Origin of the sequence: Streptomyces sp. NBC_00286 (assembly GCF_036173125.1) — a bacterium.
Taxonomy (GTDB): domain Bacteria; phylum Actinomycetota; class Actinomycetes; order Streptomycetales; family Streptomycetaceae; genus Streptomyces.
On sequence record NZ_CP108054.1, the window covers coordinates 4,850,279 to 4,864,230 of the forward strand.

General features: G+C 67.0%; 10 protein-coding genes, 3 pseudogenes and 1 riboswitch. Of the genes and pseudogenes, 5 read left to right on the top strand and 8 right to left on the bottom strand.

Translation table 11 applies throughout. From position 1 onward, the window contains the following. Positions 1-11: 11 nt before the first annotated feature. The 3 genes from OHT21_RS22150 to OHT21_RS22160 form a co-directional block, all read right to left on the bottom strand. On the bottom strand, positions 12-1,001 hold the full coding sequence (locus tag OHT21_RS22150; RefSeq protein ID WP_328770093.1) for an ABC transporter substrate-binding protein: 990 nt from the start codon (positions 999-1,001) through the stop codon (positions 12-14). Between the two features lie 69 nt (positions 1,002-1,070). Next, positions 1,071-1,490: a (2Fe-2S) ferredoxin domain-containing protein gene (locus OHT21_RS22155; protein ID WP_328770094.1), complete on the bottom strand. Its 420-nt coding sequence runs from the start codon at positions 1,488-1,490 to the stop codon at positions 1,071-1,073. A gap of 38 nt (positions 1,491-1,528) precedes the next feature. Further along, a riboswitch (cobalamin riboswitch) is annotated at positions 1,529-1,717 on the bottom strand. Positions 1,718-1,899: 182 nt separating this feature from the next. Next, entirely contained in the window at positions 1,900-2,943 is a 1,044-nt protein-coding gene (locus OHT21_RS22160; protein ID WP_328770095.1) for an alpha/beta fold hydrolase, read from the bottom strand. Positions 2,944-3,271: 328 nt separating this feature from the next. Here OHT21_RS22160 and OHT21_RS22165 point away from each other — a divergent pair, with 328 nt between their 5' ends. Both OHT21_RS22165 and OHT21_RS22170 read left to right on the top strand, forming a co-directional pair. Beyond that, positions 3,272-3,883, top strand: a complete 612-nt coding sequence (locus OHT21_RS22165; RefSeq protein ID WP_328770096.1) for a TetR/AcrR family transcriptional regulator — start codon at positions 3,272-3,274, stop codon at positions 3,881-3,883. Next, positions 3,880-4,290: a DUF6069 family protein gene (locus OHT21_RS22170; protein ID WP_328770097.1), complete on the top strand. Its 411-nt coding sequence runs from the start codon at positions 3,880-3,882 to the stop codon at positions 4,288-4,290. The genes OHT21_RS22165 and OHT21_RS22170 overlap by 4 nt, the downstream gene beginning before the upstream one ends. 250 nt (positions 4,291-4,540) lie before the next feature. Here the strand turns inward: OHT21_RS22170 and OHT21_RS22175 are convergent, their stop codons facing one another. Next, on the bottom strand, positions 4,541-4,957 hold the full coding sequence (locus tag OHT21_RS22175) for a hypothetical protein (protein ID WP_328770098.1): 417 nt from the start codon (positions 4,955-4,957) through the stop codon (positions 4,541-4,543). 26 nt (positions 4,958-4,983) lie between these two features. Here OHT21_RS22175 and OHT21_RS22180 point away from each other — a divergent pair. After that, positions 4,984-5,396 (top strand): annotated as a pseudogene (locus tag OHT21_RS22180) (DUF1152 domain-containing protein); the annotation flags it as partial. Positions 5,397-5,471: 75 nt separating this feature from the next. Here the strand turns inward: OHT21_RS22180 and OHT21_RS22185 are convergent. Further along, entirely contained in the window at positions 5,472-7,775 is a 2,304-nt protein-coding gene (locus tag OHT21_RS22185) for an ATP-binding protein (protein WP_328770099.1), read from the bottom strand. Positions 7,776-7,875: 100 nt separating this feature from the next. Here OHT21_RS22185 and OHT21_RS44720 point away from each other — a divergent pair. Beyond that, a pseudogene (locus tag OHT21_RS44720) lies at positions 7,876-7,973 on the top strand (IS5/IS1182 family transposase); the annotation flags it as partial. A gap of 206 nt (positions 7,974-8,179) precedes the next feature. Here OHT21_RS44720 and OHT21_RS22190 read toward each other — a convergent pair. From OHT21_RS22190 to OHT21_RS22200, 3 genes and pseudogenes are all read right to left on the bottom strand, one after another. Continuing rightward, positions 8,180-8,965 (bottom strand): annotated as a pseudogene (locus OHT21_RS22190) (IS3 family transposase); the annotation flags it as partial. Then, entirely contained in the window at positions 8,953-9,240 is a 288-nt protein-coding gene (locus tag OHT21_RS22195) for a transposase (RefSeq protein ID WP_328770101.1), read from the bottom strand. The gene OHT21_RS22195 and the pseudogene OHT21_RS22190, both read right to left, overlap by 13 nt. Before the next feature lie 310 nt (positions 9,241-9,550). Next, positions 9,551-10,924, bottom strand: coding sequence for a DUF418 domain-containing protein (locus OHT21_RS22200; RefSeq protein ID WP_443050415.1), 1,374 nt, complete (start codon positions 10,922-10,924; stop codon positions 9,551-9,553). Between the two features lie 283 nt (positions 10,925-11,207). On the opposite strand from OHT21_RS22200, the gene OHT21_RS22205 reads away from it, so the two are divergent. Beyond that, positions 11,208-13,889 (top strand): RICIN domain-containing protein, encoded by a 2,682-nt coding sequence (locus OHT21_RS22205; RefSeq protein WP_328770102.1) that lies wholly within the window; start codon positions 11,208-11,210, stop codon positions 13,887-13,889. Positions 13,890-13,952 lie beyond the last annotated feature (63 nt).

Consider the following 13,952-nt stretch of genomic DNA (forward strand, 5'->3'; position numbering starts at 1 on the left):
CGTCACACCGGTCACCGGAAGCGGTCCGGGTGAAGCTGACGGGCCAGCGATGAAACGGCCGCGGGCACCCGTACGCCCAGGACGGTGGAGGACAGCGGCAGCACCGCGAACCGCTGGTTCTTGATGGCGGGTACGTCCTTCAGAGCCGGGTTGGCGAGCAGGAACTCCTTCTTCTGGGCCACGGTCTGGTCGCCGTAGTCGTAGATGACGATGACTTCGGGCGCCCGCTCGGCCACCTGCTCGAACGACACGTCGCCGAAGGGCTTGTCGAGCTCGGCGAAGAGGTTGACCCCGCCGGCCCGCTCGATCATGTCGTTGCCGATGCCCGCGCCGCCCGCGGTGAAGGCGGTCTTGTCGCCGCTGTCGTAGACGAACAGCTTGACCGGCTCGACGCCGTCGAGGCGCTCCTCCACCTCGTCCAAGGTGGCGTGCAGCCGCTCGATCTGCCGCTCGGCCCGCGCCGGGACGCCGAAGACCTTGGCGACCTCGCGGATCTCCTTGTCCATCAAGGTCATGGTCACCGGCCCGGACGGGCACTCCTCGAGGTTGAGGCGCGTGTTGACGCCGGCCTTGGTGAAGGCGTCACGGGAGCGGCCCTCCTTCTCGTCGAAGGTGGAGGACCAGCCGCCGTAGACGAAGTCGGGCTCGGCGGCCAGCAGCGTCTCGTACGACGGGTACTCCTTCGACAGCACCTTGACCTTGTCGTAGGCGGCCCGGTAGTCGGGGAGGATCTCGTCATCGAGGTAGCCCGTGCCGACCATCGACTTCTCCAGCCCGAGCGCCAGCATCACCTCGGTCGCGTGCTGGTTCAGCGACACCGCGCGCTGCGGCGGGCGCTGAAACGTCGTCTTCACCCCGCAGTTGGACACGGTGACCGGGAAGCCCTTCGCGGCCGGGCCGTTGGCGCCACCGGCGTCGTCCTGGGCGCTTGCGCCGCATCCGGAGATCAGCAGAGCTGTGGCCATGGCCAGCAGATAGGACAGCGGGCGTGTGCCCGTCATGGGAGGTTCCTCTCGTACGGGTGCTACGGACGGTCGGCGCGCGGACGGTCGGCGCGCGGGCTGCCGGTCTCAGGAGACCGCGCGGCGCCGAGGCGGGGTGAAGGCGTAGAGGTCGAGGATCTCGGGCCGGGGAGCGATGCCGGGGCCGCCCGCCCTCACCCAGGCGGCGATGTCCTCGGTCGCGGCCGGGTCGTTGACCAGACCCAGCCAGACCGGCCGCGCCCCGGCGGCCCGTCCGGCGGCGGAGGGCTGCACGACGATCACGTTGGCCTGATCGCACACGTCCAGGCATGCGGAGACGCGTACGGGGGCGGCCTCACGGAGGCGCGCGGTCTGCGCCGCGTGATCGACGCCGGTCACTTTGGGACTGCCGCAGCAGCAGTCCCGGCACACGACGACCCGGCACGGCACCTGGCCGGGCGGTATCGCCTCGACCGGTCCCCTGCCCCCCGGGCTCTCGTACGCCCCCTCGGCCGGCCTCACGGGCATGCCGAACCACCCTCCTCCGGGGAAATCCGCCCCGGGTTCGTCGAGGAGGCGACCGCGTGAGTCTCCTGGCTCTCGGGTCGAAGCTCGTCCCGGCCTTCCCACCCGTCTCCGGGCAGTGGCCTGTTCGGGATCCGCTCGCCGATCACAGTGGCGGGACCGCGCCGGATTCACACCGGCTTCCTCGTCCGCCGTCGCCTTGTCGCCGAGCATCATCGCATCTGAGGCACGGCGCGTCATCAGGGCGGTACCCAGGGGGCGTTACGCCTCTTGCCCGACAGCCTCTTGCCCGACAGGCGAAGCCGACGCGCCCTCTGCGGCGCTTCCGGGAACACCACTGCCGGTTCGGCGTCGAGGCGTCTCTGGACCGGCTGGAGGAGAACGCCCGTGGAGGAGACCGGGCCGCGCGGCATCACGTCGCGCTGCGCTCGCTCGCCTCTCTCATGTCCCGCTCCACGGCCCGGTTCTGCGCGGTGTCCGGCTGTCCCGCCGCGCTGCCCGGACGTCCGGCGCGGAGCAGTCCGCTCCAGTTCTCCCGGCTCCAGTCGGCCGGGCCGGTGGTACGCGTGAACTCCTCGACGAGGGAGAGGAACCGCGCGGGGTCGGTGTGGAACGGGAAGTGCCCGGCCCCCTCGAAGATCTCCAGGCGGCTGCCGGGCATCGCCTCGTGCGCCCCGTACGCGTGCCGTACGGGCACCACGCTGTCCCGGTCGCCCCAGATCAGCATCGTGGGCATGCCCTCGGTGAGGTAGCAGCGGTCGAGCATGGTCACCACCTGGCCGCGCCAGTCGACCACGGCGCGCAGGGTACGGATGAAGGCGCTGCGCGAGGTCGCGTCGGGAAGCGCGTCCACGAGGGTGAGCAACTCCGGTGCGTCCTGGCCCAGATCGGTGTCGAGGAGTCGCATCAGGTGGGCGAACAGGCGTGCTTGCACACCCATGCCGGGCAGGCGCAGCGCGGAGAGCATCAGATGGGCGCCGGGCAGCGACACCGCCCGCAGGACCGGATTCACCTCGCGGCCCACGCCGCCCGCGCTGACCAGGATCAGCCGCTCCGTGCGCTCCGGGAACTGGTACGCGAACTGCATGGCGACGCCGCCGCCGAGCGAGTGCCCGACCAGCGTGGCCTGTTCGATGTCGAGCGTGGACAGCAGGTCGCGCACCCCGTTCGCGTACGCGGCGACCGAGTAGTCGGCCCGGGGCTTCTCCGAGGCGCCGTGGCCGAGCAGGTCGGGGGCGATCACCGTGTGGGTGCGGGCGAGGTCGGGGATGAGCTCGGCCCAGGTCGCCGAGGAGTCGCCGATGCCGTGGATCAGGACGAGTACCGGGCCCTGGCCGGCCATGCGGTAGGCACGGCGGTAGCCGTGCACGACGCGGTGGTGCAGCCGTAGTTCTCCGTCGCCCACCGGGCGCAGCCGCTTGATGCGCTGCGGGCGCTCGCGCGGGACGTCGACCACCGGCTCACCTCCCGTTCCGGGCCGCAGAAAATACGGCTCCAGGCGCTCGGTTCCAGCGTAGGGCCCTTGTCTCACAAGGGATTTCGGTGAGGTTTCGCCTCCGCTAACCGCGCGAACCGACATGTACGGAAAGGGCATTGTCAGTGGCGGACGACAAGCTGGATCGTCGAGTGACAGCTGGACGCAGGCGACCGTGCGCGCCTAGCACTCCACCCGTAGTTATGGATCTTGATAGGCCGCCATCGACAAGCAGCCGAATGCGGGAAAGTGGGCGGAGTGAGTGCTCACTCATTGACGGAGTGAGCACTCACTCCGTACTCTTGCGGTCATGACAGCACCTAAGGAGAACCAGACCACCCGCCGCCGCGCTCCCGGCATGTCGCCGGAGGAGCGGCGCGCGATGATCATCCAGAGCGCGATCCCGCTGATCGCCGAGTACGGCGCCGCGGTGACGACCGCGAAGATCGCCCGCGCCGCGGGCATCGGCGAGGGCACGATCTTCCGGGTTTTCGCCGACAAGGACGAGCTGCTGCAGGCCTGCATGGCCGAGGCGCTCTCCCCCGAGCACGCGGTCCGCGAGCTCGACGCGATCGACGTATCCCAGCCGCTGCCCGACCGGCTCACGGAGGCGGCCGAGGCACTGCAGGCACACATGGACAGGATGGGCGCGATCCTCGGCTCGCTGGGGCATCGCGGCGGCAAGCACCCCGGCACGGTACGCGGCGCGGGCCGCGACGAGTCGATGACCCGTATCCGCGCGGCCCTCGCGGAGCTGCTGGAACCAGACAAGGCGGCCCTGCGCCGACCGCCGGAGCAGATCGCGGCCCTCTTCTTCGGGCTGCTCTTCACCCAGCCGCGTACGGAGGACGAGCCCGACCTGACCCCGCAGGAGCTGGTCGAGGTCTTCCTGCGCGGGGCGCTCTCGGGGGGCGCCAAGTGAGCGCGCGGAGAAGGCGCCTGGGAGTTACGGCCCTGGCCGTCCTGGCCCCCGTCCTGGTGTGGCTGGTCGCGGACCCACTGCTGGGGCACCGGCTGCGAATCGCCGACGGCGAGCAGACGCTCGACATCGGCGCCGTGCCCGTGGCGGTCGTCGCACTGCTCGCGTCGCTCTCCGGCTGGGGACTGCTGGCCGCCCTGGAGCGGTTCGTGGCGCGGCGCGCCCACGCCATCTGGACCGGGGTGGCCGGCGCCGTACTGGCCGTGTCCTTCCTGCCGTTCATCGGCGACGGCATGGACGGCGGCACCCGGGTCTCCCTCGCGCTGATGCACCTGGCGGTGGCGGCGGTCCTGATCCCGGGACTGGGCGGCAGATCCCCCGGGGCGGGAGCCGGTGCCGCTGGGGGATGACCGCCAGCACCAAGTACGCCGCGAACAGCGCCAGAGGGAAGCAGCCTGCCAAAGCGTCGCGCGGTGGGGGATGACCGGCAGAGTGTCCACCACGACGACGAGATGAACAGCGATGCAACCGCACCACCGGCCAACCGCCTGAAGCAGTGGCGTGGCATCGCCACTCGCTACGAGAAGACCGCGCCATCTACCTGACCGGACTCCACATCGCAGGCATCTTCCTCTGGTCCGATCGCTGATGCGCCTGAGACTACGTCCTGGCGATCTCTCGCCGGAGCTGACGGGTAAAGCGGCGAAGTAGGTCCAACGTCTCCTGGTGCTCGGCCCTGCGATCGTCCCCGCCCTCACTGGGCCGGGACTTCCAGACCCGACGCGCGAGAGTGTCGGCGAGTTCGACGGTGTCGTCGGCACACACCAGGTAGAGGGCCGACCGGGCTTCCTGCATCCGGCCCGACAGCTCGTTGCCCCCGGCACCGTCGTCACTCAGCTGTGATTCCCGGAGGTAGTCGATCAGCTGAGTCACGGCAGTGTTGAAGCCGATCCCGGCTTTGAGCTTCTGTTCGCGAAGCCACATGCGGTCTTGTCGGCGCGCGGTGAACCAAGAACCGAACACGGCCCCTATGAGGCCGAAACCGGCACCAATGGCCACGGACAGGATGTTCACCACGGTCAGCTCAGCTCCCCCGGCACACGATCAACGCCAGGCTACAGAAGCCGTCGAAGTGCCCAACCGATGAGCGCTCACACACCAAAGGAGGGGGCGACGCAGTCGCCCCCTCCATGCTCCACGCCGCCCTCTACGGCGACGAGGACCAAGCCGTGATCCTCACCTACGCGTGGGACCGCCTCCTGATCGACCCGGTACCGGGCCCCGAGGACCGGACAACTTCACCAGCCTCGAACCGATGACTCTGGCCGTGTGGGCAGTGCCGGCCAATGCCCACCCGATCGCTCCGGCAGGCTCCACCCTCCCCCGCCTTGCGACAGAGCTCCCACACACCTTCGCGCTGATCGACCCGCACCACGGCGCCGAAGGCATCACCCGCCAACTCGAAGAACTCGTCAGCCACTTGTCGCCAGCGTCGATCGATCTCCTGGACGTCGATCAATTCGAGGCCGAAGCCCGAGGCCGCGGAGTCACTCACACGGCCCTCCGCCGCATCGCCGACGTCGTCACTCGATCAGTGGCCACGCTGAAAGAACTCACTATCCGGGCTATTCGCGTTTCGCAGCGTTTGCATCATGTGTTCGACTTCCCTTGCCGCTGCCCAAGTCGGCCTATTCTCCTGATCCGATCGCCTACCGCTAAAGGCCGACAGGTGCTCCCAGTCGATCCCATATACGGCCTCCTCCGCTGTCTCGAAACCGTCAAAATGAGGAGCATCCGGGATAGCGCGGTAGTAGTCGATAATCTCTTTCATTTCTGCCGCGGACGAAACCGGCCCCTCGTGCGGCTGCGACCAGTCATCAATGGCATCTTTGGCGTATTCGTAGCGCACTGACTCAAGTGTCTCCAGGGCCTCTTCGACTTCCGCCCCTGGAGCATAGTGCTCCACATTAAGTAGCACACGCTCAGCCTCATCGATCAGTGTCCAATCACTGATGTCCGCCAAAGCCCACTCAATAGCAGAGGTGACGGCGTCAGCGAAGGCATGTCGACCTTCCGGCGTTTCATCCTCGTCGAGAATCTGCAGCAACGCGTTATAGTCCACCGCCCCGTTCGCTGCATTCATCCTCTCCTTATTCTCAGCAACCGCTTCAAGTCCCATGCCACGGATTACGGCAGAGCCGACATCTCGCCCAATCTCCAAGTACACCCAAGCTCGCCGGGCAAAGTCGATAACTGGCGCCCCTCGACGACTATGAGCGTCAAACGGTATAGCGCGAAATGCAGTAACCGCAGCCTCCTCCAACTCACGTTTGAGCTCCTTGTACGTCGAGAGCATGGGGCCATTGCCGGGGGCTGGAAATTGCAGCCACAGAGCCTCAAATTGCTCGTAATATCTGACGAGGCTCATTAGCGAGACGAGCTCTGCACTATCGGATTGAATGAGGTTAACGAAATAGTCGCGCACAGACGGATTATGGAAGCCTACATGGATTTCCCCAAGCCTCTGCGATGTTTTAAGCATGGTGCCGTCTAGAATACTCAGCGTCTTTTTGAGGTCACGCAGAGACTCCCCGTACATCCCCCAAAGATCCTGCAAATCCTTGAGTCGAATATTGGCGAGGAATGAAAATATGACCTTCAACAACTTTACGTCGGTGTCGCTGAGCTGGTGCGTGACTATATGGTCCCAGAGTCGATGGGGATCTTCCAGATTGGCAAGGATATCGCTGGGCGCCAGGTCGGGCTGGTCCGAAAGTAGCTCCGCCTCAGCAAGTGTTGCGGCCACGATCCGAGGATTGAAGTTGCGATGCTCGATGATGGGTCGGTAAATCTCCGGAGATGCAAACGATGCCTTGACGCTCGCGGGCAACGGGGAATTGTAGACGTGATTATAGAGGATGGATGCACGGCACCGAAAGGTGTAGTTCTTTAGATCGAGAACATACATCTGCGGGTCGAACGAATGCCTGTCAAGCCTCTCGTACCGCTGTTTAGCCTGAGCCAGAATGTATTCACGCGTGGTCAGAATCAACCTCTTGCTAGGATCGCGTGCCACCCTCTTCATGAGTGACAGAAGGCGACCGTCCTCATTCTTTCCCAGCTTTTCATCCAGCGTTGTCTGTCCCAGAAAATCATCATAGTAATAGACCTGCTTCACTTCATCGTCCCAGATGTGATTCACTTCCTCTGCGTCTTCCGATATTTCAACCAGCTCATACCCATCCCTGAGGTACTGAGCGCACAAGATGTGGGCGAGTGTTGTCTTGCCGACCCCAGGTATGCCCGCAATCACGCAGACGCGCTTTGTCTCCAGAATCTCTAGCGCCCGTACGTAGCTTGGGTTAACCGCATAGGTGAGGAGCGTCTGTTCTAGCTCTCGAACCAGCGCTTGAGATCGAGTAACGATATTTTTAACGAGCAGCGAGTTCAGCACGGATGCACTCGTTAGCCATAGACGCAGGTGCCTACGCACAACAAGTTCATGCTTGCGCAGCAAAGCGTCTATCTCGTCCTTTCCGTAAATGTCGTCGGGAGATTTCACATACGGCTGCAGGGCAGCAAAAAGTTTATCTTTGGAGCCCCTCGTAAGCGTTAGAGAGGTGGCCAACACGTACCTCGCAGGGTTAAGATGAGCCACCTTGACGGACTCAACCTTGGTGACATGCTCCACGAGTTTGGCGCGCGTAGACCTGTGCCAATGTTTGCATTGAATTATTAGCGATGAGCCATCGGGGTAGGTATGACGCAGATCTACGCCACCGTCGGCGCCCGAGGTGAAGATTTCGAACCGGAGCCCAAATTCTTCCTCGAACACGTCTTTACAGACCGCTTCGAAGTCGAAGTCTGTCAGGCGGCTCAACTCGAACGTTTCCAACGCGTCCCCCTCACAATGAGAGGTCCCAGTATCAGCCCGAAACCATCCGCGCGTCCCCCGTTCAGCGCATCACGGCCGGTGACCATGCTGCCTGCCCAGGCAACTGGTGGCGTTGATTCGACGTCAGGGCGGTGACGTGCAGCGCGGCTGGCCGTGGGGCTGCTGCTAAAGGACTGGGTGTTGTTGGCGGCGACATACCCTGGATAGCGGCCACCTACCAGAGGGGGGAACGTTGAAGTGTCAATCCCCTCCGAACGTGGAGACGTTCCTGTGCAGCCAGCTCTTCGGAGAGACCGGCCCAGTAGTCGTGTTCGTAGTCGATCGGGCTCTTGAACCCGCACACGCTGTAGCCGCCGCACGTTGTAGAAGTCCGTGATCCAGGTCGCGCTCCGTATCTGCGCCTCGGCACGGGTGGCGAAGGTGTGCCGGTGGACGTACTCGACCTTCAGGACGCTGTTGAACTCTTCGCTGACGGCGTTGTCGAAACATGATCCGACCCGGCCCATGGACGGGAGGACGCCCAGCCTGCGGCAAGCCCGCCTGAACCTGCGGGAGCCGTACTCGCTCCCGCGATCACTATGAAAAATGACGCCGCGCACGTCGCCGCCCCGGGTGGCCACGGCCATGTTGAGGGCGGCGACGACCAGGCCAGCGTCGTGACGGGCGCCCATCGCATAGCCGAGCAGGCGGCGGGAGAACAGGTCGATGACCGTGGCCAGATACAACTTGCCCTCCCCGGTCTCGATCTCCGTCATGTCCCCGCACCAGACCAGGTCGGGCGCCTCGGCGGTGAAGTCCCGCCGCACGAAGTCCGGGCTCGCCGGCCGCTTCCCGGGCCGGGTCAGCCCCCGTCGACGACGGACCTTGCGGGCGACCAGGCCGAGTTCGGCCATGAGCTTGGCGATGGTGTTCACCGACACCCGCCAGCCCTGACGCACCAGCGTGATCCAGATCTTCGGGGACCCGTAGGTGCCGCCCGACTTGGCGAACTCCGCCTTCACCGCCTCCACCACCTGCTGACGACGGACCTCACGGCTGGTGGGCCGGCGGTTGCGGTGCTTGTAGAACCACGACTCACTCACGCCCAACGCGCGGCAGGAGACGCGGTGCGGGATGCCGTGCGGCAGGGTCCTCTGGTCGCTGATCGTCCCGACGACGGACGCCGGGTCCGCCACGGCTACTTCACCCACAGGACCATGCAGCGTTTGAGGACATCACGCTCCATCGCCAGTTCCTTGTTGTCCCGTTTGAGCTGCGCATTCTCCCTCCGCAGCCGCTCCATCTCGTCACCGCCGCCACCCGGTGTGCTCCCGGCACGGCGAGCCCGCGACACCCAGCTGGCCAGCGTGGTCTCGTTGACCCCCAGATCCTTCGCGACCTCGGCGATGGTCTTGCCGGTCTCGGTGACGATCCGTACGGCCCCCTCACGGAACTCCGCGTCGAACTTCCGCCGCTTCTCTGCCATGACTCCCAACTTCCCCTGCAGTCAGGGTCTTCACGCTACGAGGGGAGGGACAAGGACGACCAGCCCCCGCCACGGCGAGGACCACGGGGGCCGGTTCACGTGCACGGCCGGCCTCCCCGTACCACCCGGCATCCCCGCCTTGCCGGCGTCGACCCGAAGCGTTCCCCGCCGGGTGGTCCTTGCCGCTCCGCAACGCGAGGCGAAGTGGTCCGGATCGGGAGGAAGTTAGGCCCGCCTCCGAGTCAGGCCCGTTGTCGGAGAGTGTCGTTGCGACCTCGGGCTGGCCCCTCCCGGGGTACCCGTCCAAGGCTCATCGGACGCGATTCGCCACCTTGGTGGCGCCGTTGAGCAGGTGCTCCAGCGGTCCGCGGCGGAGGAAGCGGGACCAGATCGCCGCGAACAGGGTGGCCCCGGCGATAAACCAGAGCAGCAGTGCGGCGGAGGCGGACTGCGGTGGGGTGGCCGCTTCGCCGGGGAGGGCGAGGATGGCCAGGATGTGGGCCACGTAGAGGGTCAGGGACATCGTGCCGACGGCGATGATCGGAGTTGCCAGCCGGCGCAGCCACAGGAGGCGGTCCATCGCCAGCGTCAGGCACAGGAGCACGGTGATCGCGATCCCGATGCTGCCGATGAGGTCGAACGTGGAGCCGGTGTGCGGCTCGGCTGCCAGCAGCCACCATGCGTCGGGGCCCCGCAACTCACCACCGACCGGCATGTCGAATGATCCCGATGCCGAGCCTGATCCCGATCCAGGTGCCATGCCGGGGTCCTTCATGGCACCAGGGTCCTTCATGTCGGCCACCTTCGCCGCGATCTTCTGAGCGCCGCCGGACAAGCGGAGCGCCAGCCACGAGACGCCGTATCCGAACACGATCAGCGCGGGACCGACCACGGCGAGCCGCCGCTGCACCGCGCCGGAGGTCAGATCCAGTCGGCCCAACGCCATGCCGGTGACCACGAACGTCATCCACGTGATCGCCGGGTAGAGGCCGGTGAGCAGGAGGTCGAGTACGCCCACGCCGGAGAGTCGCGCGATCGGGTCGTACGAGTCGATGGTGTTCACGATCGACTCGGTGAGCAGCGCTCGGAGGCCGTACGCCAGCTGCGGTGTGACGACCGCGAGTGCGACCGCGGTGATCGCGAGCGTCCTGGCCCGCAACCGCAGCAGGGGCAGGGCCAGCAGGAAGTACAGCGCGTAGAAGTTTAGGATTCCGGCGCCGCCGAAGTTGGTCATCGCCAATGCGCTGCCCAGCACCAGCAGGATCACGGCCCGGATCACGATCCGGGCCTTCGCCTGCCGGCCGGCCAGTCCGGTCTTCGGCTCGCGGCGGCCGGCGATCAGCATCAACGAGAACCCGGCGAGGGTGGCGAACAGCGCCGACGCCCGGCCGCTCGCCAGGCCCAGGAACCAGTCGCCGACGCCGCCGCCGGGCGTGGGGAAGGGGCCGACGTGCACGGCGAACATTCCGAATACGGCCAGTGCACGGGCGAGGTCCACCCCGACCAGCCGCGCCATCGGCGTCGGCCGTTCCGTCGCCGTGGCGGACTCGGGTGCGGAACCCACCGTGGCGGACTCGGGTGCGGCACGCACTGTGGCGGGCGCGGGTAAGGAATGCGCCGTGGCGGACTCGGGTGCGGATAAGGAACGCGGAGGCGCCTTCTTGGCGCTGTCGATCTCAGTCACTGGGACGACGTTGCCTGAGCGTAGGGGCGGTCAACCATCCGACGGGCTACGGGAGTTGCCCCGCCGGTCGGCTGAACGGCCCCCGCCGATCGACGGGGGCCGACGTCACCTGAACGTTGAACGACGCCTGCCTCACCACGAAGTGACGTCAAAGAAGTTCCCGGCTCAAGGCAACCCTTTGCGAAGCCTGTGACCACAAGGATTCGGATCTGGCCATTTCAGTGCCTGAATACGCCAATCCGCCATTCCTCTGGTGTACGGCATGCAAGGAGAGCACCTCCCCATGAACAACCCCACGAACGGCGGGCGCCGCGGGCGCCACCGCCGTCGCTGGACCGCCACCGGCCTGCTGCTCGGCGTACCCGCCGTCCTCGTGCCGTACCTTCTGTTCGCGCAGGAGGACTCGCAGGCCGCGACGGTCGACGGCGATGCCTACTACCGGCTGGTTTCCGTACGCAGCGGCAAGGTGCTGGACGTCAACGCCTTCTCCACCGCCGACGGCACCCGCATCCAGCAGTGGACCGACCAGAACACCGCCAACCAGCAGTGGAAGCTGAGACCCGCCAGGGACGGCTACTACGAGCTGGTGAACCGAAACAGCGGCAAAGTGCTGGGAATCGCGGGCGATTCGACCGCCCGGGCAGCCGCCGCCGAGCAGCAGACCGACAGCTCCTCCGCCTCCCAGGAGTGGCGGCTCGACGAGGTGAGCGGTTCCGACGCCGTCACCTTCACCTCCCGCAGGAGCGGCCAGGTCCTGGACGTCTCCGGAGGCTCCAGGGCCGACGGCGGGGCCGTCATCCAGTATCCCGGCAAGGGCAGCACCAACCAGCAGTGGAAGCTGGTGAAAACGGCCGAGACCCAGGCGGCAGGGACCCAGGAAACAGGGACCGGCACCGCGCAGACCCCGGCCACCGCCGCGGCCGGACCGTATGTGTGGAACAACGTCCAGGTGGTGGGCGGCGGTTACGTCACCGGGCTGGTGTTCAACCCGCGCGAGAAGGGCCTGCTGTACGCGCGTACCGACATGGGCGGCGCCTACCGCTGGGACGTCGCGGCCGAGCAGTGGATCCCGCTGACCGACTGGGTCGGCGACAAGGACTGGAACCTGCTGGGCATCGACTCGGTGGCCACCGACCCCGTCGACCCCGCCCGGCTCTATCTCGCAGCGGGCACCTACACCAACAGCTGGGCGGGCAACGGCGAGATCCTGCGCTCCAAGGACCGGGGCCGCACCTTCCAGCGCACCGACCTGCCCTTCAAGCTGGGCGCCAACGAGCCCGGCCGCGGCGCGGGCGAGCGGCTCGTGATCAACCCCTCGGACCCCGGCACCCTGCTGCTTGGCACCCGCAAGAACGGCCTGTGGCGCAGCACCGACCACGGCGTGACCTGGAACCAGGTCTCCTCGTTCCCGGTCAAGGACGGGGCGAGCAGCGGCGCGGGCATCTCCTTCGTGACGTACGGCCCGGCCGACAGCAAGACGATCTACGTCGGCGTCAACGACAAGTCCACCTCCCTGTATCGCTCCACCGACGGCGGCAGCACCTGGCAGGCCGTCTCCGGGCAGCCCACCGGCCAGATGCCGCAGCACGGCGTGCTCTCCGGCGACGGCTCGCTGTACCTGACGTACAGCAACAGCATCGGCCCCATGGACGCGACGGCGGGCTCGGTGTGGAAGTACACGCCGGCCGGCGGGGCGTGGAAGAACATCTCTCCGTCCCAGGGCAGCTACGGGTTCTCCGGTCTGGCCGTCGACCCGCAGAAGCCGTCCACGGTGATGGTGACCACCCTCGACCGCTGGTGGCCCGAGGACGAGATCTACCGGAGCACCGACGGCGGCGCGAACTGGAAGGCACTGGCCGACAAGTCGGAGCGGGACGCCTCCGCCGCTCCCTACGTCGGTACCGGCACCGGGCACTGGATGACCGCCCTGGCCATCGATCCCTTCGACTCCGGGCACGTGCTGTACGGCACCGGCAGCGGCATCTGGCGCAGCAAGGACGCGGGCGCCACCGACAGCGGCGGCACCAGCCACTGGACCGTGGGGGCCCGGGGGCTGGAGGAGACCGCGGTGCTGGACGCGGTCGCCCCGCCCGGCGGTGCCACCGTCATCTCCTCCATGGGCGACCTCGGCGGTTTCCACTACGGCGCCTCCACCGCCCTGGCCAAGGTGCCCGACGGGCGGCTGAAGAACCCGATGATGATCACCAGCACGGACATCGATTTCGCCCAGTCCGACCCCTCGGTGATGGTCCGCGTCGGCCGTGGCGGCGAGCAGGACGGCGCCTACTCCACCGACGGCGGCAGCAGCTGGAACGGCTTCAAGTCGGAGCCGGTGGGCAGCGCCGACAGTGGCCAGGTCGCGCTCGCGGCGGACGGCTCCGCCATCGTCTGGACCCAGGAGGGTCAGGCCCCGTACCGCTCGACCGACAAGGGCGCGACCTGGTCGAAGGTCAGCGGCCTGGGCAACGGCGCCGTGGTCGTCGCCGACCGCTCCTCGGCCAAGACCTTCTACTCACTGTCCGGCGGCACGCTCTACGCCAGCACCGACGGCGGCACGACCTTCACCGCCCGCGCCACCAACCTGCCCTCCGGCCGGCTCACGGCCGTCCCCGGCATCGCCGGTGACCTGTGGATCTCCGGCCATGACAAGGGGCTGCTGCACTCCACCGACGGCGGCCGCACCTTCACCACGCTCGACACGGTGAAGTCCGCCTCCGCCCTCGGCTTCGGCAAGGCCGCACCGGACGCCTCCTACCAGGCCCTGTACATGATCGGCACCGTCAAGGACGTCACCGGCGTCTTCCGCTCCACCGACAAGGGCGCCACCTGGCTCCGCGTCAACGACGACGCCCACCAGTGGGGCAACATCAGCGGCGGCGGCGTCGTCACCGGCGACCCCGACACCTACGGGCGCGTCTACATCGGCACCAACGGACGCGGCCTCCAGTACGGCGACCCGTCCTGACCCAGACGCCCGAGCGGGGCCGCAGGCATGCATATTGGCCTGCGGCCCCGCCGGTAGTTCCCG

Excerpts from the sequence above, each read along its gene's own strand:
- OHT21_RS22150 (WP_328770093.1), bottom strand. The coding sequence starts at position 1,001 with ATGACGGGCACACGCCCGCTGTCCTATCTGCTGGCCATGGCCACAGCT.
- OHT21_RS22155 (WP_328770094.1), bottom strand. The coding sequence starts at position 1,490 with ATGCCCGTGAGGCCGGCCGAGGGGGCGTACGAGAGCCCGGGGGGCAGG.
- OHT21_RS22165 (WP_328770096.1), top strand. The coding sequence starts at position 3,272 with ATGACAGCACCTAAGGAGAACCAGACCACCCGCCGCCGCGCTCCCGGC.
- OHT21_RS22195 (WP_328770101.1), bottom strand. The coding sequence starts at position 9,240 with ATGGCAGAGAAGCGGCGGAAGTTCGACGCGGAGTTCCGTGAGGGGGCC.
- OHT21_RS22205 (WP_328770102.1), top strand. The coding sequence starts at position 11,208 with ATGAACAACCCCACGAACGGCGGGCGCCGCGGGCGCCACCGCCGTCGC.